The sequence below is a fragment of the Pseudooceanicola marinus genome (genome assembly GCF_002786295.1).
In the GTDB taxonomy this organism is placed as follows: Bacteria; Pseudomonadota; Alphaproteobacteria; order Rhodobacterales; family Rhodobacteraceae; genus Pseudooceanicola; species Pseudooceanicola marinus.
On sequence record NZ_PGTC01000029.1, the window covers coordinates 80,110 to 106,032 of the forward strand.

The 25,923-nt window shown below is 65.3% G+C and carries 27 protein-coding genes, 4 pseudogenes and 2 riboswitches; of the genes and pseudogenes, 12 read left to right on the forward strand and 19 right to left on the reverse strand.

Features of this window, described 5'->3' with window-relative positions; translation table 11 throughout:
• Nucleotides 1–29 precede the first annotated feature (29 nt).
• From CVM50_RS19715 to CVM50_RS19725, 3 genes are read left to right on the forward strand one after another with little or no spacing between them, the layout of a single operon-like run.
• Nucleotides 30–497, forward strand: a complete 468-nt coding sequence (locus CVM50_RS19715; RefSeq protein WP_085887287.1) for a carboxymuconolactone decarboxylase family protein — start codon at nucleotides 30–32, stop codon at nucleotides 495–497.
• Entirely contained in the window at nucleotides 497–934 is a 438-nt protein-coding gene (locus CVM50_RS19720) for a GNAT family N-acetyltransferase (protein ID WP_085887110.1), read from the forward strand. The genes CVM50_RS19715 and CVM50_RS19720 overlap by 1 nt, the downstream gene beginning before the upstream one ends.
• The gene (locus CVM50_RS19725) at nucleotides 931–1,590 is read left to right on the forward strand and encodes an FMN-dependent NADH-azoreductase (RefSeq protein ID WP_085887111.1); all 660 of its coding nucleotides are present in this window, start codon (nucleotides 931–933) and stop codon (nucleotides 1,588–1,590) included. Before CVM50_RS19720 ends, CVM50_RS19725 begins: the two co-directional genes overlap by 4 nt.
• Nucleotides 1,591–1,620: 30 nt before the next feature.
• Here CVM50_RS19725 and CVM50_RS19730 read toward each other — a convergent pair whose 3' ends face one another.
• On the reverse strand, nucleotides 1,621–2,235 hold the full coding sequence (locus CVM50_RS19730) for a LysE family translocator (protein WP_085887112.1): 615 nt from the start codon (nucleotides 2,233–2,235) through the stop codon (nucleotides 1,621–1,623).
• Between the two features lie 159 nt (nucleotides 2,236–2,394).
• Here CVM50_RS19730 and CVM50_RS19735 point away from each other — a divergent pair, with 159 nt between their 5' ends.
• The 4 genes from CVM50_RS19735 (at nucleotide 2,395) to CVM50_RS19750 (ending at nucleotide 5,334) form a co-directional block, all read left to right on the forward strand.
• Nucleotides 2,395–3,306, forward strand: a complete 912-nt coding sequence (locus CVM50_RS19735) for a LysR substrate-binding domain-containing protein (protein WP_085887113.1) — start codon at nucleotides 2,395–2,397, stop codon at nucleotides 3,304–3,306.
• A riboswitch (TPP riboswitch) is annotated at nucleotides 3,295–3,429 on the forward strand. (Overlaps the previous gene by 12 nt.)
• Nucleotides 3,430–3,463: 34 nt before the next feature.
• Entirely contained in the window at nucleotides 3,464–3,913 is a 450-nt protein-coding gene (locus tag CVM50_RS19740; protein WP_085887114.1) for an NUDIX hydrolase, read from the forward strand.
• Nucleotides 3,910–4,713: a bifunctional hydroxymethylpyrimidine kinase/phosphomethylpyrimidine kinase gene (thiD, locus tag CVM50_RS19745; protein WP_085887115.1), complete on the forward strand. Its 804-nt coding sequence runs from the start codon at nucleotides 3,910–3,912 to the stop codon at nucleotides 4,711–4,713. Before CVM50_RS19740 ends, thiD begins: the two co-directional genes overlap by 4 nt.
• 168 nt (nucleotides 4,714–4,881) lie before the next feature.
• On the forward strand, nucleotides 4,882–5,334 hold the full coding sequence (locus tag CVM50_RS19750; RefSeq protein WP_085887116.1) for a GNAT family N-acetyltransferase: 453 nt from the start codon (nucleotides 4,882–4,884) through the stop codon (nucleotides 5,332–5,334).
• A 43-nt stretch (nucleotides 5,335–5,377) separates the two neighbouring features.
• On the opposite strand, the gene thiE is transcribed toward CVM50_RS19750, so the two are convergent.
• Genes thiE through thiC form a run of 3 tightly spaced genes read right to left on the reverse strand, consistent with a single transcriptional unit; the run spans nucleotide 5,378 to nucleotide 8,618 of the window.
• A complete protein-coding gene (gene thiE, locus CVM50_RS19755) occupies nucleotides 5,378–6,016 on the reverse strand; it encodes a thiamine phosphate synthase (protein WP_085887117.1) in 639 nt (212 codons plus the stop codon).
• A complete protein-coding gene (gene thiM, locus CVM50_RS19760) occupies nucleotides 6,013–6,819 on the reverse strand; it encodes a hydroxyethylthiazole kinase (protein WP_085887118.1) in 807 nt (268 codons plus the stop codon). Before thiM ends, thiE begins: the two co-directional genes overlap by 4 nt.
• The gene (gene thiC / locus CVM50_RS19765) at nucleotides 6,816–8,618 is read right to left on the reverse strand and encodes a phosphomethylpyrimidine synthase ThiC (RefSeq protein ID WP_085887119.1); all 1,803 of its coding nucleotides are present in this window, start codon (nucleotides 8,616–8,618) and stop codon (nucleotides 6,816–6,818) included. The genes thiM and thiC overlap by 4 nt, the downstream gene beginning before the upstream one ends.
• 95 nt (nucleotides 8,619–8,713) lie before the next feature.
• Nucleotides 8,714–8,842, reverse strand: a riboswitch (TPP riboswitch).
• Between the two features lie 144 nt (nucleotides 8,843–8,986).
• Between thiC and CVM50_RS19770 the strand changes: the two genes are divergently transcribed.
• Nucleotides 8,987–9,880 carry an NAD(P)-dependent oxidoreductase gene (locus CVM50_RS19770; RefSeq protein WP_085887120.1) on the forward strand — a complete coding sequence of 298 codons (894 nt, stop codon included), beginning with the start codon at nucleotides 8,987–8,989 and terminating at the stop codon, nucleotides 9,878–9,880.
• A gap of 181 nt (nucleotides 9,881–10,061) precedes the next feature.
• Nucleotides 10,062–10,364: pseudogene (locus CVM50_RS19775) on the forward strand (FMN-binding negative transcriptional regulator).
• A 159-nt stretch (nucleotides 10,365–10,523) separates the two neighbouring features.
• Here the strand turns inward: CVM50_RS19775 and CVM50_RS22295 are convergent.
• The 4 genes and pseudogenes from CVM50_RS22295 to CVM50_RS19790 form a co-directional block, all read right to left on the reverse strand.
• A pseudogene (locus CVM50_RS22295) lies at nucleotides 10,524–10,688 on the reverse strand (ester cyclase); the annotation flags it as partial.
• Between the two features lie 88 nt (nucleotides 10,689–10,776).
• Nucleotides 10,777–11,397, reverse strand: a complete 621-nt coding sequence (locus CVM50_RS19785; protein ID WP_085887122.1) for a LysE family translocator — start codon at nucleotides 11,395–11,397, stop codon at nucleotides 10,777–10,779.
• Nucleotides 11,398–11,399: 2 nt separating this feature from the next.
• Nucleotides 11,400–11,567 (reverse strand): hypothetical protein, encoded by a 168-nt coding sequence (locus CVM50_RS22300; protein WP_408634077.1) that lies wholly within the window; start codon nucleotides 11,565–11,567, stop codon nucleotides 11,400–11,402.
• Between the two features lie 203 nt (nucleotides 11,568–11,770).
• Nucleotides 11,771–11,971: pseudogene (locus tag CVM50_RS19790) on the reverse strand (P-type conjugative transfer ATPase TrbB); the annotation flags it as partial.
• Nucleotides 11,972–12,468: 497 nt separating this feature from the next.
• Here CVM50_RS19790 and CVM50_RS19795 point away from each other — a divergent pair.
• The gene (locus CVM50_RS19795; RefSeq protein WP_100148557.1) at nucleotides 12,469–13,110 is read left to right on the forward strand and encodes a LysE family translocator; all 642 of its coding nucleotides are present in this window, start codon (nucleotides 12,469–12,471) and stop codon (nucleotides 13,108–13,110) included.
• Between the two features lie 87 nt (nucleotides 13,111–13,197).
• Here CVM50_RS19795 and CVM50_RS19800 read toward each other — a convergent pair whose 3' ends face one another.
• The gene (locus CVM50_RS19800) at nucleotides 13,198–13,626 is read right to left on the reverse strand and encodes a CopG family transcriptional regulator (RefSeq protein ID WP_085887123.1); all 429 of its coding nucleotides are present in this window, start codon (nucleotides 13,624–13,626) and stop codon (nucleotides 13,198–13,200) included.
• Nucleotides 13,627–13,914: 288 nt separating this feature from the next.
• Between CVM50_RS19800 and CVM50_RS22220 the strand changes: the two are divergent.
• Nucleotides 13,915–14,439, forward strand: a pseudogene (locus CVM50_RS22220) (chloride channel protein).
• A 419-nt stretch (nucleotides 14,440–14,858) separates the two neighbouring features.
• On the opposite strand, the gene CVM50_RS19815 reads toward CVM50_RS22220, so the two are convergent.
• From CVM50_RS19815 to CVM50_RS19830, 4 genes are read right to left on the reverse strand one after another with little or no spacing between them, the layout of a single operon-like run.
• On the reverse strand, nucleotides 14,859–16,349 hold the full coding sequence (locus tag CVM50_RS19815) for a tripartite tricarboxylate transporter permease (protein ID WP_085887125.1): 1,491 nt from the start codon (nucleotides 16,347–16,349) through the stop codon (nucleotides 14,859–14,861).
• 13 nt (nucleotides 16,350–16,362) lie between these two features.
• The gene (locus CVM50_RS19820; RefSeq protein ID WP_085887126.1) at nucleotides 16,363–16,797 is read right to left on the reverse strand and encodes a tripartite tricarboxylate transporter TctB family protein; all 435 of its coding nucleotides are present in this window, start codon (nucleotides 16,795–16,797) and stop codon (nucleotides 16,363–16,365) included.
• Nucleotides 16,797–17,747 (reverse strand): Bug family tripartite tricarboxylate transporter substrate binding protein, encoded by a 951-nt coding sequence (locus CVM50_RS19825; protein ID WP_085887127.1) that lies wholly within the window; start codon nucleotides 17,745–17,747, stop codon nucleotides 16,797–16,799. Before CVM50_RS19825 ends, CVM50_RS19820 begins: the two co-directional genes overlap by 1 nt.
• Before the next feature lie 27 nt (nucleotides 17,748–17,774).
• Nucleotides 17,775–18,503 carry a GntR family transcriptional regulator gene (locus CVM50_RS19830; protein ID WP_085887128.1) on the reverse strand — a complete coding sequence of 243 codons (729 nt, stop codon included), beginning with the start codon at nucleotides 18,501–18,503 and terminating at the stop codon, nucleotides 17,775–17,777.
• A gap of 86 nt (nucleotides 18,504–18,589) precedes the next feature.
• Between CVM50_RS19830 and CVM50_RS19835 the strand changes: the two genes are divergently transcribed.
• The gene (locus CVM50_RS19835) at nucleotides 18,590–19,363 is read left to right on the forward strand and encodes an amidohydrolase family protein (RefSeq protein WP_085887129.1); all 774 of its coding nucleotides are present in this window, start codon (nucleotides 18,590–18,592) and stop codon (nucleotides 19,361–19,363) included.
• A 537-nt stretch (nucleotides 19,364–19,900) separates the two neighbouring features.
• Here CVM50_RS19835 and CVM50_RS19840 read toward each other — a convergent pair.
• The 6 genes from CVM50_RS19840 to CVM50_RS19865 are packed head-to-tail and all read right to left on the reverse strand — an operon-like array spanning nucleotide 19,901 to nucleotide 25,908.
• The gene (locus CVM50_RS19840) at nucleotides 19,901–21,076 is read right to left on the reverse strand and encodes an acetyl-CoA C-acyltransferase (RefSeq protein WP_085887130.1); all 1,176 of its coding nucleotides are present in this window, start codon (nucleotides 21,074–21,076) and stop codon (nucleotides 19,901–19,903) included.
• A gap of 10 nt (nucleotides 21,077–21,086) precedes the next feature.
• Nucleotides 21,087–22,385, reverse strand: coding sequence for an ArgE/DapE family deacylase (locus CVM50_RS19845; RefSeq protein ID WP_085887131.1), 1,299 nt, complete (start codon nucleotides 22,383–22,385; stop codon nucleotides 21,087–21,089).
• Between the two features lie 29 nt (nucleotides 22,386–22,414).
• Nucleotides 22,415–23,098 (reverse strand): 3-oxoacid CoA-transferase subunit B, encoded by a 684-nt coding sequence (locus CVM50_RS19850; protein ID WP_232618318.1) that lies wholly within the window; start codon nucleotides 23,096–23,098, stop codon nucleotides 22,415–22,417.
• Nucleotides 23,085–23,777 (reverse strand): CoA transferase subunit A, encoded by a 693-nt coding sequence (locus CVM50_RS19855; RefSeq protein ID WP_085887132.1) that lies wholly within the window; start codon nucleotides 23,775–23,777, stop codon nucleotides 23,085–23,087. The genes CVM50_RS19850 and CVM50_RS19855 overlap by 14 nt, the downstream gene beginning before the upstream one ends.
• Nucleotides 23,774–25,132 carry an aminotransferase family protein gene (locus CVM50_RS19860; protein WP_085887133.1) on the reverse strand — a complete coding sequence of 453 codons (1,359 nt, stop codon included), beginning with the start codon at nucleotides 25,130–25,132 and terminating at the stop codon, nucleotides 23,774–23,776. Before CVM50_RS19860 ends, CVM50_RS19855 begins: the two co-directional genes overlap by 4 nt.
• Nucleotides 25,129–25,908: an amino acid ABC transporter ATP-binding protein gene (locus tag CVM50_RS19865; protein ID WP_085887134.1), complete on the reverse strand. Its 780-nt coding sequence runs from the start codon at nucleotides 25,906–25,908 to the stop codon at nucleotides 25,129–25,131. Before CVM50_RS19865 ends, CVM50_RS19860 begins: the two co-directional genes overlap by 4 nt.
• Between the last annotated feature and the right edge of the window lie 15 nt (nucleotides 25,909–25,923).

The following is a 25,923-nucleotide window of genomic DNA, read 5'->3' on the forward strand; positions in this document are numbered from 1 at the left end:
CAATAAAATGAACGAGGATCTTGTCCAAGATGGAAACCGACCGGAACATGACCTATTCGGATTTCGAGCGGGACCACCCCGCAGCGCTGGCTGCGCTCCTTGCCATGAGCAAGGCGGTCGATGCCTCCGGGCTTGAGAAGGCCCTGACCGAACTGGTGAAACTGCGCGTTTCCCAGATCAACGCCTGCGCCTTCTGCATCGAACTGCACCTGAGCGTGGCGCGGCGCGCGGGCGTCGATGAGGCAAAGCTCGACCTGCTGCCGGCCTGGCACGACAGCGCCGCTTACAGCGCCCGGGACCGCGCCGCGCTCGCCTGGGCCGAACATGTCACCCTGACGCCGACAGCCGCCTTGCCCGCCGAGACCCGTACCGCGCTCGATGCGGTCTTCGACGCGTCCGAACAGGTCAACCTGACCGTCGCGATTGCCAATATCAACGCCTGGAACCGCATTGCCGGGGCGCTGCATTTTCCCACCCGGACCCCGGCGGCGGCCTGATGAACAAGATCGTTCCAGTCGAGGATGCCGCCACCGTCGCCACCTGTTTCGAACTCATGCGGCAGCTCCGTCCGCATCTTGGAAGCGCCGCCGAATTCGTGGCCCGTTGGCAAAGCCAGAGCGCCGAAGGCTACCGGCTGCTTGCGATCCACGAAGGCGGCAAGCCCGTGGCGCTGGCCGGATACCGGATTCAGGAGAACCTGATACACGGGCGGCATATCTACCTCGACGATCTGGTGACGGATCAGAGCCGTCGCAGCCGCGGTCTTGGTCAGCGCCTGCTGGACCATGTGCAGGAGATCGGCCGGGCGGCGGGCTGTGGCCGGCTGAGTCTCGACACCCCGTTGTCGAACGCCTTGGGCCATCGTTTCTATTTCCGCCAAGGGATGCTTGCCAGCGCCTTGCGGTTCAATATCCCCTTGACCGGCGTGGAATGAGCACGCTTCTCCACATCAGCGCCAGCTCGCGGACGGCGAACTCCCGCAGTCGGCGATTGGGGCAACGCGCCAGCGAACGGATCTGCGCGGCGCATCCCGCGCTGAAGCTTTGCCGCCGCGACCTGACACAACCGTTCCTGCCGCACCCCGACGAAGCTTTTGTCGAGGCCAGCCTGCGCCCTGCCTTGAACCGGACTGCGGACGATCGCGCAGCCCTCGCCCTGTCCGAGAGCCTGATCGCCGAGCTGGAGGTCTCTGACCTGCTTGTTATCGACTTTCCGATGTACAACTTCGCGGTGCCGTCCAGCCTGAAGGCCTGGCTGGATCTGGTTCTCCGGCCGAACCGAACGTTCCGCGTCACCGCGAAGGGCAAAATCGGGGCGCTCGCGGATCGCCCGGCGATTTGCATCATGGCCGCCGGCGGGCGCTTTGACGGCCCCCAGGCGCAGCCCGATTTTGCCACGCCCTATCTCCGCCACGCCCTGCAAACCATTGGCATCGGCAGCAGCCAATTCTTTATCTTTGATCGCGCCGGGAGAGCCCAACACCAAGAGACGGATCGAGATTTTGATCGCTGGATCGGAGGGCTACTGAGAACAATTAGACCGGGTCATGCGCCGCTTCGGCAGTCCTTGCCATCGAGCGAGCCACACTAAGAAATTTCGCACTTCTCTGCATCATCGTATTTAACCGAGGGCCAACGCAACGCCGACCGATAGTATGAGCATGATAGCGAATGCGATATTGATTGCGCGCCCCAAGCTCGGATCTTCCAGAAAGCGGGCGAATGTGCTTCCGAACGCAAGCCAAGCGGTATTCACCACCGCAGCCACGAAGGCCAGCGCGGCAAATTTCAGGAGCGTGTCAAGCAAGAGGTGCTCGGGCGTGATCGAATATCCGGCGTACACGGCGCCGATCGCCGCGTAGGCTTTGGGGTTGGCGACGGAAAGGCCCAGACCCGGTAGAAACGACCCTATAACAACGCCTGAACGACCATCTGCGCCAGTTGGCGTTCGCCCGACAGGCGCCGTCGCAATCTTCCACGCCAGGTAAAGAATATAGGCCACCGCAGCAATGCGGAGGACCACCAGCAACCAGGCCTCGGAAGACATGACCCCGGACACGCCGGTCGCGATGATCGCCAGTACCACGATGGTTCCAAGTATGATGCCCATGAGATACGGCAGAGCGTTCCGAAACCCGAATGCAGCACCCAGACTCGCCAAGCTGATCGTGGCCGGCCCCGGGCTGCCCATGAGCGGCAGGGCGGCCGCGATGAGTATCAGGGTATTTCCGATCATCCTGGTTTTGGTCCTTAATCTCTCTTCCGGCTGCCGCAAAATCGCAGCCGGCTGGAGAGCGTCCTCTTGAACGGAAGAGTACGCGAGACTATGACTTAAGAAAATCAAATAGGTCGAAACCTAGTAATTCGAGAATCGGGACCAATGCCAAGCTTTGACATGGACGCGCTCCGTACGGTCGTCGTTGGCTCGGATCTGGGAAGCTTCGCGCGCGCTGCCGTGCAACTCGGCCGCTCGCAATCTGCCGTCAGCATGCACCTCAAGAAGCTGGAACAGCAGGCGGGCACAACGCTGTTCGTTCGCAAGGGACGCGGCCTCGTGCCAACCGAAGCGGGCGAGGCTTTCATCGCCTATGCCCGGCGTATCGTCGCGCTGAACGACGAAGCCGCGCTCTCGGTTGGCGCTGCGGCAGGCAAGGCCACCGTGCGGCTTGGCTTGCCGCAGGATTTCTTCGATGACGTGATGCCTGCGACACTCGGCAGGTTCGGACAGGACGTGGAAAACGTGCATGTCGACGTACAGGCCGGGGAGAACCACAGGCTCGCCGAAGAGGTCCGGGCCGGGCGCATCGACGCCGCGGTTGCCTTTTTCCGGCCCGGCAGCTCGGCCGAAGGTGAACCCCTGTGCGAATGCCCCATGCACTGGCTGGCGCATGGCGATCTGCTGGACAAGACCGTCGCCGATCCCCTCCCCCTCATCATGTTCAACCACCCTTGCCTGTTTCGGCAGGCCATGCTTGCCGCGCTGGATCACAGCCAGACGCGCTGGCGCGCCGCGCTCACCACGCCCAGCCTGCCCGCCGTCTGGGCCGGCCTGCGCCGTGGTCTGGGCATCGCCGTGCGCACCGATCACGGCAGACCCAAGGATATCGCCTGTGTCGGCGCAGAGCTTGGCCTGCCGGACTTGCCGAATATCGAGGTGCGCCTGCTACGGGCGCCGAACCTGTCGCGTTTTGCCGAAAGACTTGCAGAAGTGCTGCGAGAAGAGACGCTCGGGCATCTGGACCCGGCATTTCACAGCGCGGGAGGCGTTGATTCCGGCCACCGTCCTGATAGGCTCCGAGCCACCTAGGGGTGTCCCGACAAGGGGCTGAGATATCGCTGGCGCTTCGGTCGCAGGGCCGTTGGGCAGCGCGGTGACCCTTTGAACCTGATCCGGATCATGCCGGCGAAGGGACAGGATCGCAGCGCTCTCTTGCCCTTGCCGGCCTCAGAATCACGAGGCCGCCTTGCCATCTCCATCGACAGCCCCCCGCCCGATTCCGGCGACCATCGCCGCCGTCATACGCGACAACCAGGTCCTTCTCGTTCGCCGCGCAAATCCACCGGACGCCGGACGATGGGGATTTCCGGGCGGAAAGATCGAGCACGGCGAAACACCGTTCGAAGCCGCAACAAGAGAACTGGCGGAGGAAACCGGCATTTCCGCCGAGCCGCTCCGCGTATTCACGGCAGTTGACGCGCTTGACCACGACAACGCCGGTCACCTGCGCCAACACTTCATCCTGATCGCCGTGCTGTTCCGATGGACGGCGGGAGAGCCGGTTGCAGGGGACGACGCGCTGGAGGCGCGTTGGGTCGATCTTAAAGCCCTCAAGGGAACCAGCCTCGCCCTTAGCCTCGATGTGGCAGAGGTCGCGCACGAGGCCGCCGCCTTGATGTCGGAGGTGCTGGCATGATCGCCAATGTCCTGACCATCGCGGGCACCGACCCTTCGGGCGGCGCAGGCATCCAGGCCGACATCAAGGCCATGTCCGCGCTTGGCGCCTATGCCTGTTCCGCCATCACTGCGGTGGTCGTGCAGAACACCCAAGGTGTTCGCTCCTTCCAGGCGCTCGACCCCGATTTCGTCGCCGCTCAGATCGACGCGGTACTGGACGACGTGCGCATTGACGCGGTGAAGATCGGCATGATCGCCAACGCGGGGATCGCCCGCACCGTGGCCGACCGGCTGCGTCATCACGGCGCGCGCAACATCGTGCTCGACCCTGTGATGGTGGCCAAGAGCGGCCACGCGCTGCTGGACCCCGAAGCGGTTTCGGCCGTGCGCGAGGCGCTTGTGCCGATGGCGACGATCATCACCCCGAACCTGCCAGAGGCCGCCGTGCTGCTGGGCCGAGAAGACGGGTGGACCGCCGAGACGATGCAGGCCGCCCTGCCCGACCTCCTGGCACTCGGCTCGGACTACGTGCTGCTCAAGGGCGGGCACCTGGCAGGCGCGGATAGCACCGACCTGCTGGCCGGTCCTGAAGCGACTCAGACCTATGCCGCTCCGCGCATCGCCACGACCAACGATCACGGCACTGGCTGCACCCTCTCCTCGGCCATCGCGGCGCTTTTGCCAAATCACGACATGCCCGAGGCCGTCGCCCGCGCCAAGGCCTATCTGCATGCCGCGCTTGCCCAAAGCGACGCGCTGGACGTGGGCCAAGGCCACGGACCGGTGCACCATTTTCATGCGTATTGGCCATCCGGCTGACGCCTCCGCGACCAACGCGCGCCTTGTCACATGCGACGCCAGTGCCTACACAGCGACCAGCCTTGGAAGGAGATTCATGCGCAGCTGACGGTTCTGTTCCGCCGTTTCCGGCCTGACCCGGCACATTCGTGCCGGCGGCCTTCGTGTATGCTTTTCCGAGGACATCCAATGCATCCCTCACCTCTCTTGATCCGGCCTTTCGACAAGGCGACGGACATCGCCCCCCTATCGGACATCTGGTTCGATGCGTCCCTTCTGGCGCATCCTTTTCTGGGTTCCGCGCGCCTGACCCGACAACGCAAGCTGATCGAGAACCACTACCTTCCCATGGCCGACACGTCGGTGGCCTGCCGCGGTGGCAGACCCGTCGGCTTCATCAGCTTGCTCGACACCCACATCGGGGGGCTGTTCGTCGCGCCTCGCCACCAGGGCCAGGGCACAGGACGCCAGCTGATCGCGCAGGCCAGGGCACGCAACCGGCGGCTGTCGCTGGACGTCTACACCAGCAACGTTCAGGCGATGCGGTTCTACACCGCGCTCGGGTTTCGCGAGGTCCGGCGTCGGGACAGTGACGACGAGGGGCTGCCCTTCGAGAACGCACGTCTCGAGTGGCACGCCTGATAAGTGGGCCGGGCGGTTCGCGTCGCCCGGCCTTCCCGGGACGTCAGGGCACCGCGGCGGCGATCTCTGCACGCAGCACCCGCGCCGCCGCTTCGGGATCCGGCTGGCCGCAGATCGCCGACACCACGGCGACGCCCCGCGCCCCGGCCCTCAGGGCGTGCGCCACGTGGTCGGCCTTCAGCCCGCCGATGGCCACGGCGGGCACCGTGCTGGCCGCGATCTGCGCCGCCAGCCCGTCGAAGCCCACAGGGGCCTTGTGATCCGGCTTAGACGGCGTGGCAAAGACAGGCCCGGCGCCGATGTAATCGACCAGATGCGGATCGACCGCCGCAGCCAGCGCGGGGCTTTCCACCGACAGGCCCAGAAGCATCCCTTCGCCAATCCGCGCGCGGGCCTCGGCCACGGCCATATCGCCCTGCCCGATATGCAGGCCATCCGCGCTGATCGCGACTGCAGCCTCGACATCGTCGTTGACGATCAGCCGCGCCCCGGTTCCCGCAAGCGCGCGTTTCAGGGCACGGCCGGTTTCGATCATCGCCGCCGTGCCACCCGTCTTGTCGCGCAGCTGCACCATCGTGGCGCCGCCCGCGACCGCCCGGCGGGCGGTGTCGACCATCCCGATCCCGGCGCAAAGGCCGGGATCGAGCACGAGATACAGCGACAGATCGAACGCGGGCTTCATGCCGTGACACTTTCCAGCGCGCTGCACGCCTCGGCCCCCAGAGCCTCTGGGGTCACGGCGTGCAGCGCATCAAGGAAACGCGGCGCGAAACTGCCCGGCCCCTGCGCCTGCTCATGCGCGCGGCGCCCCGCCACAGCGAAATGCGCGAGTGCCGCAAGGGTGGCGTCAAACGGGTCATCCGCAACCGCCGCGTAAGCGCCGCACAGGCCCGTCAGCGAACAGCCCAGCGCGGTGTTCATCGGCATATAGGGCGATCCGCCCGCGATCCGTGCCGCGCGCGTGCCGTCGGTGACGAAATCGCTCTCGCCCGTCACCGCGACCACGCCCCCGGTCTGCGCGGCCAGCCAGCGCGCCGCCTCTTCCGCCGCCGTCACGCTGTCGCGCCCGTCGACGCCCTGCCCCTGGCTGGCTTCGCCCGCCAGCGACAGGATCTCGGAGGCATTGCCCCGGATAATCGTCGGTTTCAGCGCCACCAGATCCGCCGCCGTCCGGCGCCGCAGCGCCGTGGCCTGACAGGCGACGGGGTCCAGAACCCACGGCTTCCCGGCGGCCTGCGCGCCTTCGATCGCCGCGCGCATTCCCGACACGAAGGGCGAGGACAGCGTGCCGATATTCACCGTCAGCGCGCCGGCGATGCGGGCGAATTCGCCGGCTTCCTCGGCATCCGAGACCATCGCGGGCGAGGCTCCGGCGGCCAGCAACACATTGGCCGCAATGTTCATCGCGACATAGTTGGTGATGCATTGCACCAGTGGCGGCGCGGCGCGCAGGGCGGCCAGCAATTCCTGAGGTGACTGGCTCATTTCATGTCCTCCAGCGGGATATACAGGTCTCCGCCGTCGCGAAACTTCTCGGCCATCTTCTCCATCCCCTCTTTCTGGGCTTCGGCGCGGATGTCGTGGCTGATCCGCATCGAGCAGAATTTCGGCCCGCACATCGAACAGAAATGCGCGACCTTGTGGGCTTCCTTGGGCAGGGTCTCGTCATGCATCGACCGCGCCGTTTCAGGGTCGAGCGACAGGTTGAACTGATCTTCCCACCGGAACTCGAACCTTGCGCGCGACAGCGCATCGTCGCGGAGGCGGGCCGCCGGATGCCCCTTGGCCAGATCGGCAGCATGGGCGGCGATCTTGTAGGTGATGACGCCAGTTTTCACGTCGTCGCGATCCGGCAGCCCGAGGTGTTCCTTGGGGGTCACGTAGCACAGCATCGCCGTGCCGAACCAGCCGATCATCGCCGCGCCGATACCGCTGGTGATATGGTCGTAGCCCGGCGCGATATCGGTCGTGAGGGGCCCAAGCGTGTAGAACGGCGCCTCGCCGCAGGTGGCGAGCTGCTTGTCCATATTGGCCTTGATCTTGTGCATGGGCACATGGCCCGGCCCTTCGATCATGACCTGACAATCCTTGGCCCAGGCGATCTGCGTGAGTTCGCCCAGCGTCTCAAGTTCGGCAAACTGCGCTTGGTCGTTGGCATCGGCGATCGAGCCGGGGCGCAGCCCGTCCCCGAGCGAGAAGCTGACATCATAGGCCCGCGCGATGTCGCATATCTCGTCGAAATGCTCGTAGAGAAAGCTCTCGCGGTGATGGTGCAGGCACCACTTGGCCATGATAGACCCGCCGCGCGATACGATCCCCGTGACCCGGTCGACCGTCATCGGGATCATGTGCAGCCGCACGCCCGCATGGATGGTGAAGTAATCCACCCCCTGCTCGGCCTGTTCGATCAGCGTGTCTCTGAACACCTCCCAGCTCAGATCCTCGGCAATGCCGCCGACCTTTTCCAGCGCCTGATACAGCGGCACGGTGCCGATGGGCACAGGGCTGTTGCGGATGATCCAGTCACGGATGTTGTGGATGTTGCGCCCCGTCGACAGGTCCATGACGGTATCGGCGCCCCAGCGGGTGGCCCAGACCATCTTTTCCACCTCTTCGGCCATCGAGGAAGTCACCGCCGAATTGCCGATATTGGCGTTGATCTTGACCAGAAAGTTGCGCCCGATCGCCATCGGCTCGGCCTCGGGGTGGTTGATGTTGGATGGAATGATCGCCCGCCCTTTAGCCACCTCGTCACGCACGAATTCGGGCGTTATGAAATCAGGGATCTCGGCGCCGAAATCCTCGCCGTCGCGCAGCAGCGCCTCTTTAGCGGCCTTTCGGCCCATATTTTCGCGGATCGCGACGAATTCCATCTCGGGCGTGACGATGCCCGCGCGGGCATAGGCCATCTGCGTGACCGCCCGCCCCCCGGACGCCCGGCGCGGGGCGTGGCGCACCGGGAATTCCGGCACCAGCCGCGCGCCATCGGCAAAACCGTTGTCCTCGGGCCGGACATGGCGGCCGTCATAGCGTTCGGTGTCGCCACGTGCGTCAACCCAGCCCTCGCGCAGACGCGGCAGCCCGCGGTCGATGGCGATCCGGGCATCGGGATCGGTGTATGGACCAGAGCTGTCATAGACAGAAACCGGCGGTTCGCCCGAGGTCGGGTGCAGGTCAATCTCGCGCATCGGCACGCGGATATCGGGGTGCAGCACGCCCGCCTGCCAGACGCGGCGCGAGGCGGGCAGCGGGCCCTTGGTGACGTTTGGGGTCAGGTCATTCATCGGTCGGAGCCTCCATAGCTCAAAGCGTTGGAGACCCAGTTCCGCGTTCGAATGGAGGTGGCTCGCGCAAAACGCCGATTGGTCGGGGCGATCCCCGCGCAGCCATGACACCATCCCTACGCCAGTGTGAACTGGATCAGGTTCATCGGGTCACTGCGCTGCGCGGTGTTGGAATCCGGCCAGCAGTATCTCAGCCTCTTGTCGAGACCCCCCGGGTGAGTGGCGACACGCTGCGTGGCAAACGCACCAATGTCAATATCGACGCCAGGAGAAATTACCCGTTTTATTGAACGCAGACTTTTGATCAATTCGTTATTCTAAATTGTTGAGGTCAGCTAGCCTGCGTCCCGCAGACACGGGAGAGAGTCATGCAAACAGGAGAACAGATCGGTTTCATCGGGCTCGGAACCATGGGCCAACCTATGGCCTTAAACCTGCGCCACGCCGGACACCCCCTGATGGTCTGGAACCGGACGCCGGAGCGCACCGCGCCCTTGAGAGAGGCCGGGGCCGTGGTCGCCGCCGATGTGGACGAGGTCTTCGAGCAGTGCAACACCGTGCTTCTTATGCTGGAAAACGAGGGGGCGACCGATGCAGTGCTGGGCCGCGGCACCGAGGCCTTCATGCGCCGCGTGGACGGGCAATGCGTCGTCTCGATGGGCACGACCTCGGCTGACTACTCCTTTCGCCTGTCGCAAGACATTGCTGTGGCAGGCGGGTGCTTTGTCGAGGCGCCGGTCTCGGGCTCTCGAAAACCGGCGGAGACGGGTCAGCTCGTCGGCATGCTGGCCGGATCTCCCGAGGAGATCGAACGCCTGCGCCCCCTGCTGGCGCCGATCTGCAAGCAGCTTTTCGACTGTGGCGCCGTGCCCGCCGCCCTGCAGATGAAACTGGCGGTCAACACTTTCCTGATCACCATGGTCACCGGCCTTGCCGAAGCCGCGCATTTCGCGGCGCGCCACGGGCTCGACATGGACAGCTTCGCCGACATCCTCAACGCCGGGCCGATGGCCAGCGATGTCTCCCGCGTGAAGATCGACAAGCTGCGCAACCGTGATTTCAGTCGCCAGGCCGGCATCTCTGACGTGCTGAAAAACAGCCGTCTGGTCTTAGAAGCGGCGAGAGCCGCCGACACTGCCTCCCCGTTGATGAACGTCTGTGAAGCGCTCTATGCGGAAACCGAAGCCATGGGCCGCGATGAGGATGACATGATCGCAGTGGTCCAGGCGATCGAAGCGCGCACCGGGCGGTGCGCTTCTTGATAAAAAGCGTTGGGGCATCATTGCGTCCGCGCGGCACGATACTCAACCGCAACAGGGGCCGGGAATGTACACACCATCGCATTTTGAAGAGACCGATCCTGCGGCGATCCGTGAGGTACTCGATACAGCGCCACCGGCCTGTATCGTGGCGCAGACGGGAAAAGGATTGTAGGCAAACCACATGCCGTTGCTCCGGGCCCCGGACGGATCACTGGTTGGCCATGTCGCACAAGCAAATGCCATGCACCGGCTGAGCGCCGAGGAGCAAGAGGTTCTGGCCATATTCCGTGGTCCAGACGCCTAGATCTCACCGAACTTCTTTCCAAGCAAGGCTGACCATCACCGCCACGTTCCGACCTGGAACTATCAGGCGGTACCTATCTACGGGACCACTTCGTTCCAGCACGACGAACCGGCCAAACGTGCAGCCGTAGGTCTGTTGCCGGGCTCAGGGCTACCGGGAAGCCCACCATGGCAAACCTGATGGCGGGACGGTGCCGAAAAACGGACGAGGACACCTGAAACGTCAATTGGCGAGCAGGCAACCGCGTTCGAGATGCTGCCACCGGGGCAGTCCTGCTTGGATGACTTCGCTGTGACGATTGCGACCTGGCAAAGAGCGTGACAAAGCAGACATAGAACGTCAGAACCGACCAACTGTTGGCGCACCCAATTGCTGCTTTACAGCGTCCAGATCGCCAAGCACCCAAAGCTTGGAGAGCTTGCCGTCCGATATTCCCAAAAAAGCGGCGCCCGCCCATTCAATGTCTTTGCCGGTACAACCAACTCCGAAAAATTCAGACTGATGTGTTCCTCGAAAACCATACGGGCAGCCGCCCTGTCATCTCTGCAGACCAAGACAAAAATGATCCAACGTCCAACCTTCCCGATAAGCTCTAACGCGTCACCGCCATGACCGCGCTTCCGCCGATCATGAACCCGCCGCCAACGTAGCCCATGCGGCGACGCGCGCGCCGACTGTCAAAGAGCCGACCCGCCCGCTCCGCGATCAGCGCATACCCGGCCAGCAGCACCACGACAACAAGGCTCGAGGTCACCGTCAGCACCGCAAGCTGCGCGGGCAGATCGCCTTGCGGGTCGATGAACTGAGCAAGGAATGCCATGTAGAAGACGATCGCCTTGGGGTTCAGCACGGCGGTCACGGTTCCGGCCCAGAAGCTGCTCCAGGAAGAAGCCCCACCTTCATGGGTGACCCTCTCGGGTGCATCGCGACGCGCCTCCATGATCTGGCCGATGCCCAACCACGCCAGGTAAAGGACACCGGCCCATTTCACGACCTGGAAGAGCAGCGCAGAGGTAGCCAGGATCGCCCCAACCCCGGCGAAGGACAGCCCGACAAGCACGATGCTCCCCACGACATCACCAAGAATGCACATCGCCGCAGCCATCCTGCCCCGCGTCAGCGACTGCGCGATCACGAGCAGGACGCTCGGCCCGGGGATCACCGTCAAGACGACGCAGGCAATGGTATAGGCAATCCAGGTGTCCAGCGACATGATCAATTCCTTTCGCTCTGGTCCGGTCCGCGATTGGCCGAGGCAGTGGTGGCAAGAAGTGCCCCGCTTCCGATCAGCACTATGCCCAGAAGATCAATGAAGCCCGGACGATCACCAAAGATCAAGTTGCTCCAGAACAGGGCGAAGACAAGATACCCATTATCGAACAAGCCGATGATCGGTGCGGACGCCCTCTGATACGCATATCCTCGTCCCAGAGCGTGATCGTGGCCATGACATAGGCCATGCCAGCCAGATCCGCGCCGAGTTCCTGCAGGGCCACATCCGCATCAGCGGCCTTGTTCACAGCATCGGTATCGACCAATGCGGATTGCGCGTTGGTCATCACCCCCTTGAGGATCGCAGCGAGGCCATGAACTTCGACGCCAACATGGTGCGCGACCCGTCGAACGATGCGCTCGCCGTCCGCTGCGCTGAGCATCTTGCCGCTGTCGGCCAGCCCCTCCGAAAGTCGGTCAACCCAGAGCGGCCCATCGGGGTTGAGCATCACCTCGACGGTCATGGGGTCGTCCAGAAACCCGGCGATCGCCGGCCCGTGCGCGGTACGCAGAATCCGCGCGCCTCTCCGGATCACCTCTGGTCTCTGATCGGTCTTTGCCATGCCGGCCCCGTTCCCTTACGGACGCCTCCAACAGGCTGCCCTGGATCGGGGTCGATGAAGAAAGCCGAAAATGCCTAGGTCTCAACAGGGCTCCGAGGGTCGTCGTAGTGTGGCGTGTAAAGACAGGTGATCGGCGGAACTGAACTCGCCTCAAGAAAACTCAATGCCGTGGAAGGTGTGGCCGTGCGCCGAGCCGTTCAACCATGATGATTCGGAATGCGACAGCAAACGGGAACACAGGCATTAACCGCGGCAGGAATATCTTCAGCGGTTCCGTTATCAACCGCGCCAGCTCGCTTTTAGATCTCCTGAATGATGCCATACGATAGGTTTCGTTGGTTGTACCGTTGATTGGGCAGCTTGTGTTCTAGCCTCTATGTCGAACAGGACTGAAACGCTATCATCAGGCTAGAGACTTGCAATGATGACGCAGATTTGGAGAAACGCAGATGATTGAAGCACTGTCCCATTCATGGCACGGCATACTTCTTGCCTACGGCGTGTTCGTGCTTGGAATGTTCAGCCCAGGTCCAAATATTCTTTCTATCATCGGCACGTCCATGACTGTCGGGCGTGACCAAGGCCGGTCACTTGCCATTGGTATCGCATCAGGTTCATTTCTGTGGGGTGTTCTGGCGTGGGCAGGACTGACGACGGTTCTGATCGCCTATGCATCTCTTATGACGTTGATCAAATTCATCGGGGCAGGCTATCTTCTTTGGCTTGCAATTAAGTCTTTCCGTTCCGCTCTATCTGTGGGCGAAATCACTGCGAAGCCCCTTGCTGGCTCGAACAACAATTTTGACTATGTTCGCCGCGGCTTGTTGATCCAGATGACAAACCCGAAAGCAGCGCTCACATGGACCGCGACAATATCACTCGGCCTTGATGCCAACTCCCCTTGGTGGATCGGTGGGGTGATAGTCGCTGGCACATTCCTCATCTCTCTAACCGGGCATCTCACCTATGCCCTCGCGTTCTCGACGCAGCCAGTTGTCAGAATCTTCAATGCCGCCCGCCGTTGGATCGAGGCTGGTCTGGGAGTGTTTTTCTGCTTCGCCAGTTACAAGTTGGCTACCTCACGGCTATAGATCCCCTCGGGTCCATGAAGCCATATGCCTTTTGCACTTGCGGAGCACCGGTTCGTCCAAGCGTGCGTATGGAAAGCCACCTTGGACTCACGCGCCGACCTCATCCACATCCTCCGAAACCTCCTGCCGCAGCTTCGGCCCCTGGGCCAGGCGTCGACCGAGAGCCGAGATGAATGCCTCGTAACGCCCCCCTGCTTTCGCCCGTGCCGCCTTGGCCGCGGGTTCCGGCAGAGCGGGTGTCGTCGCAAGGCAGAAACGGATGAACACGGCCAGGCTTTCCACGGAGATCCCGACATCGCGTTCCAGCCGGGTGATCCGCCTGTCGATCTGATCCAGGCGTCGGGCCAGAACCGCCTCGCGGCGCTCCGCGTCATCCGGATAGAGTAAGGATGCGATCGCCGCCTCGGCCACCATCGATTGGGATCTGTCGCGACGAGCTGCGAAGTCTGCCAGCATCTGCATGACCTCAGGATCGAGGTAGACCGAGATCTTCGTCTTTTTGCGGCTGGTGGCCATGATCAAAGCTCCATGCCATCGTCAGAATTGAGAGAAACCTGACGCGCGACACCGCGCATCTGCTGCATGATGCGGCGACTGCGCGTGGCGGCATCCTCCTCATCCTCGGGTGGGTCAAACTCAAACTCGTTCTCAATGGGGGACTGCCTGTCGACCTGCTGAGGCTGCGCCAGCTCCGGGTGAAGACGGCGCCCCGACGCTGTCGGATCCTCATCCTCCGGTCCCGGCTCGGATACTGGCTCCGGCTCGTCGTCCTGCGTTGGGACTGCCGCGCTGCTCCAGTCCCCCATCCCGGGGGCGTTCTATGCCTTCGAACTGGTCATCGCCGCGTACTCGATCGGAAACCTTGCGCCGGTGGTGATCGCGTCACTGGCCGCGGCAGGCACGCGCATGGTGCTATACCCCTCCGGCCTGCACTTCGAGGTGCCGGCGTTGTCCCCCGGGCCCTCGGGGGTCGTCGTGATCCTGGCGATCACCTTCGCGACCGTGGCCATGGCCATCGCCGTCATGCGCTGCTGTACACGCGTGGAGACCCTGCTCCGCGCGGTCATGCCTTCCTGGCTGGCGCCCGTCGTTGGCTGAGCCGGGCTCGCCATACTCGCCCTGGCGAGCCCTGCGGCGCTATCCTCGGGGCGCTCGGCCTTGCACGCCCAGGATGCGTTCTGGTGGGTACTGGGTGGAGTGCTTGTGCTGAAAGCCCTGGCCGTCGTCCTTTCGATCGGCACCGGGTTCAGGGGCGGCCTGTCTTTTGCCTCGCTGTTTAACGCCGGAAGCCAGAGCTTTCGGTCTCATGCTCCGCTCGGCAATCCTTGATCGCCCCCCCCTTTTCGGCTCCCGCCGTCTGTCGCTTCCTGCCCCGAGCGGACCTCCGTCACGACCAGGATGCTGCGTACAGCTTCGCCGAAGCAGACCTTGGCAAGCCGTGGAAGCATCGGGCCCGGTCGTCTCAGCGGTCGATCATGGCGCCGGTTCCCTCTTGCTTGCATACCCAAAGGCTGCATCGGGACGGGTCTCTAGCGCACGCAAGGCGCGTCGAGGGCCATGATATCGAGGACCTGCGGATGAGTGGCCTGCGGCCTGACTTGTTGGGCCCTGTCGGCTTCAGACTGTAGGCGCATGGCATCGGCCGATGGCAGAACCGCCGAGATTTCGTTGAGGTCTCCCCGCCGCCTGAGGCCGGGCGCGGCGATCCCGGCTCGATCCTGAGCCGGGATTTCTCTGGTCACATCAGGTCAGGCGCTGCGTCGACGCCGCGAAATTGCTGCTACGATCGGGAAGAGTATGAGCCCAAGGGTCGCAAGCGCGATGACCGCCGAGATCGGCCGCGTCACCAGTTCGGTGACATCGCCGCGGCTGATCAGGAGCGCCCGGCGCACGTTCTGTTCCGCCATGGGTCCGAGGATCAGGCCAAGGACGATAGGCGCCAGCGGGATGTTCGTCTTCTCGAAGACGTAACCCGCCAGACCGGCCACGAACATGATCCAGAGGTCGATGACCCGGCCGTTGATGACGTAGACGCCGACGGCCATCAGCACGAGGATGGTCGGCACGAGCATCACGCCGGGCAGCCTCTGGACCTGGGCAAAGATCTTGGTCGCCGCGGCGCCGCCGACGGCGAGGATCAGCAGCGATGTCAGCAGCATCTGCACCATGAAGCCGCCGACAAGGCCGGGGTTCTGGTGGAAAAGCTGCGGGCCGGGTTGCAACCCGTGGATCAGCAGCGCGCCCAGCACGAGCGCGGCGATGACGTTGCCCGGAATGCCCAGCGTCAGCGCCGGGATCATCGAAGCCGCGTTGTCGGAGTTGTTGCCGCATTCCGCCGCCGCCACGCCGACCGGGTTGCCCTTGCCAAAGCTGTCGGGGTCGTCGCTGGCGCTCTTGGCGGCGTTGTAGCTGAGGAAGGCGGCGATATTGCCGCCCGCGCCGGGCAGGATGCCCACGCCGATGCCGATCAGAGAGGACCGGATCCAGGTCGGCACGAGGCTGCGCACCTCGGACCACGGTACCTTGGCCGGTTCCAGCTTCAGCTGCGCCGCCGAAAGCCCCTTGAGGTCGGCCGCCTCGGCCAGTGCGATGACCGGCGGCAGGGCATAGAGCCCGACAAGGATCACGATGAGGTCGAGCCCGCTCAGCAGCCAGACCTGGTCAAAGGTGAACCGCGCCGTACCCGACAGCTGATCGAGCCCGACCGTGCCGAGCAACAGACCCAGTGTCGCCGCCATCAGCCCCTTGGCTGCGTCCGTGCCCACGAGCACGCCGATGGAGGCCATGCCGAACATGGCGATCCAGAAATACTCCGCCGGCCCGAAAGCCAGCGTCGCCCTTGCCAGGATCGGGCCGATGGTCATCAGGGCGATGGCCGAGGCCGTGCCGCCGAGCGCCGAGGACCAGCAGGCGATCTTGAGCGCGCGCGCGGCCTCGCCCCGCTGCGCCATCGGGTAGCCGTCGAAGGTGGTCGCGATGGCTGCGGGCGTGCCCGGAATGCGCAGCAGGATCGCCGGGATGGCGCCGCCGTACATCGAGCCGTTGTAGATGCCCGCGACCATGCCGAGCGCGACCAGCGGTTCCATCGAATAGGTCAGCGGCAGCAGCAGCGCGATGGCCATGACCGGGTTGAGGCCGGGCAGGGCTCCGATGAAGACGCCGAGGATCGAGGCGCCGATCATCGCCGCTATCGGCCCGAGCGCGAAGACGCCCGAAAGAACTTGGGTCACGATATCCATGGAATGGCCTCGATCAGAAGGTTTGCCAGAACTCGGTCGGCAGCGGCTTTTCGAGAACGATCGAGAAGACCGTCCAGACGATGGCCACGAAGACGGCCGCCGTTACGGCCAGGTAGACCGGCTGCCAGAAGCCGAGCGCGACCGGCAGAGCAAGCACGACAAGCGCCGATGCGGTGTAGAATCCGAGGATCGGAACGAGGGCAAGATAGCCCGCGCCCACGATCACGGTGACAGCCACGCGGCCGGTGTGTTCGGTCAGCGGGCGCGGGGTTGCCCGTCCCCGGAGGCCCGCCTTGGCCGCGACGATGACGCCGAAGGCCGCAAGGACGAGGCCGAGCACCATGGGATAGGTGCCCGACGCTCCGGAATAGGCGGTGGCCTTCACCGCCGCGAAAAGACCGAGGGCGGCAAAGATGGCGCCGAGGACGATATCCTGCCGCCGTTCCATCAGCTGCCCAGACCCAGCTTCTCGGCGACCTTGGCGAGCGCGTCGTATTCGTTGCGCAGCCGCTCGGCGAGCGCCTCTCCGGTCACCACGTTCGGCACCTCACCCTTGGTGGCGAGGAATTCGACATAGGATGGATCGTTCACGGTCTTTTCGAGCGCCGCGGCCAGACGGTCCGCGATGGCCTGGTCGGTGCCTGCGGGGGCCAGCACCATGCGCCACAGGAGCGTTTCCTCGGACCCGAGGCCCAGCTCTTCGAGGCCCGCGGCCTGCGGCAGAGCCTCGACCGGGGCGGCCGAGGTCACGACCAGGCATTTGGCTTCACCGGAGTCGGTGTAGGGCAGCACCGGCGAGATCGAGCCGCCGTAGATGTCGACATGGCCGCCGAGGAAGTTCTGAAGCGTTTCGCCCGCGCCGCCGAAGGGAATGGCCACGGCCTCGATGTCCTTCGCCTGGAAGATGCGCTCGGCCGCCATCTGCATGGTGCCGCCAATGCCGTCGTTGCCGTAGGTGTACTTGCCCGGGTTGGCCGCGAGCTCGGCCAGGAATTCCTCGCCGGTCTCGGCGGGGAAGTCGGGGGACACGCACATCGTGTAGGCGGTTTCCGAGGTCGAGGCGATGGGCGTGAAGCTGTCCACGTCGTAGGCCACGTTCTGCACCTGGGGCACCGTGGTGATCGGGCTGTTCCAGGTTGCCAGCAGCGAATAGCCGTTCGGTTTGTCCATCATGAACTGGGTGACGCCGACCGAGCCGCCACCGCCCGCGACGTTAAGGATGGCGAGCGATGTGCCAAGCTCTTCCTCGAGCAGGGTGGCCAGCTTGCGCGCGCTGGTGTCGGTGCCGCCGCCGGCGGGGGCCGGGATCGTCACCTCGATGGCGCGTTCGGGGTATTCGGCAAGCGCTGCCACTGTGGAAAGCGCCAGCGCGCTTGCGCCGATAAGCAGGGTTTTCATGGTTTTCCTCCCTTTGGATACTGGATGTCAGCCGATGCGGCTGCGGTAGCGGAAACGGTCGGCCCGTCCCGAGGCGACCCGCCATTCGATGGCTTCGCCGGTCATGGCAAAGGCGGTGCGTTCGATCCGGGCGACGGGATCGCCCTCTGTCATGCCGAGGCGCAGGGCTATGGTCCGATCTGCGGTGCCAAAGCTGACCTCGTCCTCGGCCCGCGCGACGAAAACGCCGAAGCGTTCGAAATAGACCGGGTACAGAAGCGGCCCGATATCTTCTGCCGGGATCAACTCGAACCCCGGAAAGCGCGCCTGCGGAATATAGATCTCTTCGAAAAGGAGCGGCTGTTCGGACAGGCAGCGCAGGCGCTCGATGCGGATGACCTCTGTGGTGCCGAGCGTATCGGCCAGGTGTTTGGTGGGCGTCACCACCGCGCGCGAGATCAGCCGGCTGGTCGGGATGCTCTGTTCCGCGCCGTGTTCGCGCACCTGAAAGAACCTGAACAGGGTCGCGTCGAAGGCCGGCTTGCGCAGGAAGGTCCCCGCGCCCTGCCGCCGTTCGAGAAGCCCCTCGTCCGAGAGCTGCTGCAGGGCCTTGCGCACGGTCCCGACCGAAAGCGCGTGTTCCGCGGCGAGACGATTGTCCGAGGGCAGCGCCTCGTCCGGCTGCCATTCGCCGGCGGCGATGCGGCGCGCGATGTCGTCACGCAGCCGAAGATAGGCGGGAAGCCTGTCGTCACTGACCGTCGATGCATGTGCCATATCGTCTCCTCCGGCTTCGGTTGTAGTCGTGTTGACCGCTTCAGTCAACTAGTTCTATATAGAAGTGCATAACTTGAGGTGCCGCCTTGATTTCCTTCGACTGTCACGCCCATGTCTATGAACGTGTTTGCGCGGTGCCCGGCGCACGTTACGTGCCGGGGGCTCCTGCACCGCTGGAGACCTGGCTTCGGATGCAGTCCGACCACGGGCTGCATGGAGGAGTCATCGTTCAGGTCAGTTTTCTCGGCACGGACAATTCCCAGCTGCTGGATGCGCTGTCGACGCTCGATCGCGACCGGTTCGCCGGCATTGCCTGCGTCGCGCTGGATAGTCCGGAATCGGTCATGCGCGACCTCGGAGAGGCGGGCGTCCGCGGCGTGCGCTGGAACCTCGTCTCGGGGGCTGCCCTGCCGGATCCGACCGACAAGACGGTGCAGCGCTTTCTGGACATCTTGCGGGCCCACGACATGCACGTCGAGGTGCAGCTCGAGAGCGCCCGCTGGGCGGACTACCTGCCCGCCCTGTCGCGCGCGCCGGTGCCGGTGGTCGTCGACCACATGGGCCTGCCGGCTTCGGAAAACGCGCAGGGCGAGCCCTGGCTGAACGCGCTTGCGGCCTGCCCGACCCGCGCGCCGTTTTTCGTCAAGCTGAGCGCGCCCTACCGTGGCGTCCCGGACGCCCGCGGCCATCTGGACCGATTGACCGCCCTCTTGCCCGCCGACCGTTTCGTCTGGGGCAGCGACTGGCCGCACACGCGGTTCGAACAGGTGGCCTCCTACGCCGGCCGGCTCGAAGACCTGTCCGTCCGGTTCGATGACCGGGAAGCGTCGAAAACACTGTACGGCATTTCCTGCACCTGACTGATTGGACCCTTGTATTGGGCAGGCCTTCCTCGCTGGGCTCAGGACGCATTGACCAGGATTGCTCTGCGTGATCCAGCGTTTGCTATGGGGAAGCTGAAGATGGTCGTCTCAGGACATGCCATGAAAATCTGCCGCGTCTTCGACGGTCAGCAGGCCTTATGCAATCTCTCGCCGAAGGAAGGCGCGATCCCTCTTCTTCGGATCCAGGCCCATCAGACACGCCCCAAACGAAGCTTTGGTACTTGGTACAGACAAGGTCCATCATCGGGGCGACAGAGAGGCGCGCGGCGCGGTCGAGATCGTTCTTGTCGCGGCTCCCGGTCATCGCGGGCCCGCTCCTCTATCGGTCGTCTATGGTCACGGCATGGGGATCGGGTGCCTGCATGGGGCAGATCGGACGCTCTGGAAAGGGGGCGCGCCACGGCAATGCCGGCCCGGCGGGGCGCGCACAGCGCCTCAGTCGACGACAGGGGCGCAGCTCGGGCCCGCAGTACAGCAGGCGGGCGTACTCTTCGCGCGTCCCGGGCGGCGGGGTCAGAAGATCTCGAACAGCCCCGCGGCCCCCTGCCCGCCGCCCACGCACATCGACACGACGCCGTAGCGTGCCCCTCGGTGGCGGCCTTCCAGCAGGACATGCCCGGCCATGCGCGCGCCCGACATGCCGTAGGGGTGGCCGATGGAAATCGCCCCACCGTTGACGTTCAGCCGCTCGTTCGGGATGCCCAGGCGGTCGCGGCAGTAAAGGAGCTGCGCGGCGAAGGCCTCGTTGACCTCCCACAGGTCGATGTCCTCGATCCCAAGGCCGGTGCGTTCCAGCAGACGGGGAATGGCCAGGACCGGACCGATGCCCATCTCCTCCGGCGCACAGCCCGCCACCGCAAAGCCCCGGAAGGCCCCCAGCGGGGTCAGGTTGCGCCGCGCGGCCTCCGCCGCCGACATCAACACCATGACGGCGGCCCCGTCGGAGAGCTGGCTGGCGTTGCCGGCGGTGACGCAATGATCCGGCCCCAGCACCGGCTTCAGCCCCGCCAGGCTGTCCAGCGTCGTGCCGGGGCGGTTGCATTCGTCCGCCGTCAGCCGCACCGTTTCCTCACGCGTCTCGCCCGTGGCGCGGTCGGTGACGATCTTCACCGCCTCAACCGGCACGATTTCCGCGTCGAACCGTCCCGCCGCCTGGGCGGCGGCGGTGCGTGCCTGGCTCTGCACGGCCAGCGCGTCCTGGGCCGCGCGGTTCACGCCATGGCGCTCGGCCACGACCTCGGCGGTTTCGATCATGCTCATGTAGTAGGTTTCGGCCACCCCAGGCGAACGGTAGCGGTAGCCGTTCCAATGTTCGTTCTGCACCAGCGAGATGCTGTCGAGGCCACCCGCCAGCGCCACCTCGACACCCTCGCTGCGGATCATGTGGGCGGCCACGGCGATGGCGTTGAGGCCCGAGGCACATTGCCGGTCCAGGGTGACGCCCGCCACGCTGTCGCCCAGCCCCGAAGCCAGCGCGATGTGGCGCGCCACGTTGATGCCAGTGGAGCCCTGCGTGAGCGCGGAGCCAAAGACGGCCTCTTCGACCTCCGGCCCCTCGACACCTGCGCGGGCGGCGGCGGCGCGCACCGCGTGGGCGGCCAGCGCCGGCCCTTCAAGGTTGTTGAACGCCCCGCGATAGGCCTTGCCGATCGGCGTGCGGGCAGTGGAAACGATGACGGGATCGCGCATGTCGTGGTCCTCAGATGGTTTCGGTGCCGCACCAGTCGGCGATGAACAGCGCCGTGGCGGCGGTGATGCGGCGGAGGCTTTCCAGCTCCACCCGCTCGTTGAAGCCGTGTATCGCCTCGGCGCGGGGGCCGTAGACCAGCGCGGGCGTGTCGGAGTAGAGGCCGAAGAAGCGCGCATCGGTGGTGGCGGTGATCGCCTTGCGTTCCAGAGCCTGGCCGGTGGTTGCGCGATGCGCCCCCTCCAGCGCGCCGATGGCCGCACCGGCACGGGCCGAGCGGTCGTCCGAGAGCGCGTAGCCCTCGGCCATGAAGCCGTGCCAGACGATCTCGGGCAGGGCGTTCTTCAGGAAGGCGTTCTCCCGCGCGGCCTGCAGGATCACCTCCTCGATCTCGGCGCGGGCGGCGGCGATGTCCTGGCCCGGGTAGATGGCGATGCGCATGTCGAAAACGCACCAGGCGGGCACGGAGCTGGTCCAGTCGCCGCCCTGGATCTTGCCGATGTTCAGGTTGATCGGATGGTGAGCATGGACATAGCCGCCGTGACGGTGCGGGCAATCGGCCTGGTTCCAGCGCTCTTCCAGCCCGTGCAGCGCGGCGATCAGCGGCACCGCCGCCTCGATCGCATTGGCGCCGCTGCCGGCATAGGCCACGTGGGTCGGCAGGCCCTTCAGGTGCACCTGCGCCCAGATGACGCCCAGCTGTTCGCTGACCAGCGCCTCCTCGAAGGGTTCGGGGATCAGAGCGGCCTCGGCGCGGTAGCCGCGCACCAGGCAGGCCAGGGCGCCGTTGCCGGTGCATTCCTCCTCGACCACGGATTGATAGAAGACATCCGCCGCCGGTTGCAGGTCCAGCGCGCGCAGCGCATCCAGCGCGAAGAGGTTGGAGGCCAGCCCCGCCTTCATGTCCCCGGCGCCCCGCCCGTACAGCCAGCCGTCATCCACATGGGGCGCGAAGGCCGGGCGGTCCCACATGTCGGCGGGGCCTGCGGGCACCACGTCCACATGGCCGTTGAGGATCAGCGACCGCCCCTGCCCCGTGCGGCTGCGGTGCGTGCCGACGACGTTCTGCGCATCCTCGTAGTCCCCGATGACGGGGGAAAAGCCAGGCTGGTCGCGGATCGCCTGGACGTCGATCCGCCAGCGGTCAACCGACAGGCCCCGCTCGCCCAGCTCGCCGGCGATGAAATCCTGCGCCGACTGTTCCTGCCCCCGGGTCGAAGGGTGCGAGGTCAGCTCGGCCAGGAAGTCGATTTCGCGGTCGAACAGGTCATCGACCGCATGCAGGATGCGGGTGGAAAGGTCTTGATCCATCGGGAACCTCGGCACGTCGGAGGGAAAACTCAGAAGGTGGGAATGTCGCCCTCGGGCAGATGCAGGGGCGCGCCGGTGGCCTCGGTCACCTCCGCGACGCTCACCCCTTGGGCGCATTCGCGCAGGGTGAAGCCCGCGGGCGTGACGTCGATCACCGCCAGGTCGGTGAAGATCCGCATGACGGCCCCGGCTGCGGTCAGCGGCAGGGTGCAGCGCCGCTTCAGCTTGGGGTTGCCCTTGCGGTCGCAATGGGTGGTCATCACCACCACCCGCAGCGCCTTCTGCGCCAGTTCAATCGCGCCGCCGGCCCCGGGCGAAAACCGACCGGGGATTTTCCAGTTCGCCAGATCCCCGTTCTCGGCCACCTCGAAGGCGCCCAGCATGGTCAGGTCCAGTCGGCCCGAGCGGACCAGGGCGAAACTGGTGGCGCTGTCGAAATAGCTGCAGCCGGGGATGGGGGAGACATAGGCCCCGCCCGCGTCGATCAGGTTCCGGTCGGCCAGCTCATGCGGCAGGGTCGGGCCGACGCCCGCCATGCCGTTTTCGGTGTGCAGGCAGACGGGGAAGTCGGGGCCGAGGTGATCCACGACCTGGGTCGGCAGTCCGATCCCCAGGTTCACCACCATGCCCGGCGCGATCTCGCGCGCGGCGCGGGCCACCATGCGGCCACGCGGATCGGCGGGTTTCAGCGGCACGATCTTATCTGCGGACAACGCCATACTCCTCGGTGATCTCGGCCATTGGGCAGAGGTGATCGACAAAGACGCCCGGGGTTTCGACCTCGTCCGGGGCCAGCCCGCCGAGGGGCAGCAGCACCTCCGCCTCGGCGATGACGGTTGTGGCGGCCATGGCCATCGGCGGGTTGAAGTTCCGCGCGGTGGCCCGGTAGGCCAGATTGCCGAAGGGATCGGCCCGGTCGGCATGGATCAGCGCCACATCGGCCCGCAGGGCGGTTTCCACCATCAGGCAACGCCCGTCGACCTGGACGATCTGCTTGCCCGCCGACAGCTCCGTCTGCATCCCGATGTCGGTCAGCAACGCCGGCAGGCCCGCGCCACCGGCGCGCACCCGCTCCGCCAGGATGCCCTGGGCGCAGAACTCGACCTCGATCCGGCCTTCGTTCATCGCCGCGATGGCATTGGCGTTCAGCCCGATATGGGTGGTGATCAGCCTGCGCACCCGCCCCGAGGCGATCAGCAGGTCGACCCCGGTGCCGGTCTCGTTGGCATCGTTCTTGATCAGCGTCAGCTCCCGCTTGTCCTGCCGGGCCAGTTCCGCCAGCAGGGCAAAGGGCGTGCCGGGCACGCCGAAGCCGCCGACCATGACGGTCGCCCCGTCGGGGATCGCCGCCACGGCCTCGGCCATGGCGCAGGTCTTGTCCGAAAGCCTCATGCCGACACCTCGCCTGAGACATCCAGCCCGTGGCGCGCGGCGAAGGTATCCAGCGCGCCGGTGAGGATCTGCAGGATCTCGTCAATCTGCGCCTCGGTGACGATCAGCGGCGGACAGACCAGGAAGTGATCCCCCTCCACACCGCCCCGGGTGCGGCGGGAATAGAGGATAAGCCCCGCGTCATAGGCCAGTTCCACCAGCTCGCTATGGGCATTCCATTCTTTCGGCAGGGGGGCCATCGTCTCCCGGTCCGAGACCATCTCGAAGGCCGTGAGCAGGCCCTTGCCCCGGACGTGGCCGATGAAGGGGTAGCGCGCCATCAGCCCCTGCAGGCGGTCCATCAGCACGGCCCCCATGCGGGTGCAGTTGCCCAGGATATCCTGCTCCTCCATCTCCTCCAGCACCGCCAGACCGGCGGCGCAGGCCAGCGGGTTGCCGGCATAGGTGAACCCGTGCAGGAAGCCACCAGCATCCAAGAGCGCCTCAACCATGTGAGACCGGGCCGCCACGGCGCCGAGCGGCGCATAGCCCGCGCCGAGGCCCTTCGACATAGCGACGATATCCGGGGTCACGCCCCAGTGTTCGCAGGCCAGGAAGGTGCCGGTGCGCCCGGCGCCGCTCATCACCTCGTCGTAGATCAGCAGCACGCCATAATCGTCGCAGATCTCGCGGATGCGGGTGTAGTAGCTGTCGGGCGCCACCAGCGCCCCGGTCGAGGCCCCGCCCACGGGTTCCATGATGAAGGCCAGCACGCTGGCTGGGCCTTCCGCCTCGATCCGCTCGCGCAGTTCATCGGCATACTTCAGCCCGCGTTCCTCCTCGGTCAGGTTGTCCCGGTCGAGGTAGGTCTGCGGGGCGCGCACATGCGGCATCTCCTGGAACATCTCGGCGAAGGGGCCGGCAAAGAGCTTGCCCCCTGTCAGCGCCAGCGCGCCCAGGGTGCCGCCGTGGTAGGCGGGCGTGCGCGAGATGACCTTCCAGCGGCTGCCCTGCCCCTGCGTGACCGCGTACTGGCGGGCCAGCTTCTCGGCGGTTTCCACCGCCTCGGAGCCGCCGGAGACGAAGAAGACCCGGTCGAGGTCCCCGGGCATCAGCCCGGCCAGCTTCGCCGCCAGGTCCTCGGACGGGTGGGTGCGGAAATGCAGGCGGTAGCCGAAGGTCGCGCGATCCATCTGGACCTTCATCTTGGCCAGAACGCGCGGGTTGGAATGGCCGATGTTGGACACCATCGCCCCGGAGGAGCCGTCGATGTAGCGCTTGCCGCTTTCATCGTAGAGGTAGATCCCCTCACCGTGGGACAGGAAGGGGCGCGGCGCGCGCGCCTGGTAGAAGAGGTGGGACGGCGCGTCGGTCATTTCTCTTTCTCGTATTGGGACAGATGCTTGCGCAGGAAGTCGCGGGTGCGCGGCTGGGTCGGGTTCTGGAAGACGATCGAGGGCGGCCCCTCTTCCACCACCACACCGCCGTCCATGAAGATCACCCGGTCGCAGACGTCGGCGGCGAACTCCATCTCATGGGTGACGATGATCATCGTCATGTGTTCCTGGGCCAGGGTCTTCATCACCTGGTTCACCTCCTCGACCAGCTCCGGGTCGAGGGCCGAGGTCGCCTCGTCGAAGAGCATCAGCTTGGGCTTCATCGCCAGGGCGCGGGCGATGGCCACCCGCTGTTTCTGGCCGCCCGACAGCTGCGAGGGGTAGTAGTCGATGCGCTCCAGCATGCCGACATGGGCCAGCTGTTCCTCGGCCAGCTTCTGCGCCGCGTCCTCGGAAATGCCCTTCAGCAGCTTCGGCGCCATGACCACGTTGTCGCGCACGGTCAGATGCGGGAACAGGTTGAAGTGCTGGAACACCATGCCGATCTGCTGGCGCATCTGGTTGATGTGCTTTTCGTACTGGCGATGCGGCAGGGCCTTGTTGACCTGGGTGCCGTCCAGGATCACCTCGCCCCCGGTCAGCGGATCGAGGTCGTTGATCGCCCGCAGCAGCGTCGACTTGCCGGACCCGGAGGGGCCGATGATGGCCACGATCTCGCCGCGGTCGACAGTCAGGCTGATGTCCTTCAACACCTCAAGACTGCCATAGGATTTCTTCGCATGGCGGATTTCCACGAAGGGTCGTGTCTCGGTCATGTGTCTGGGCCTCGC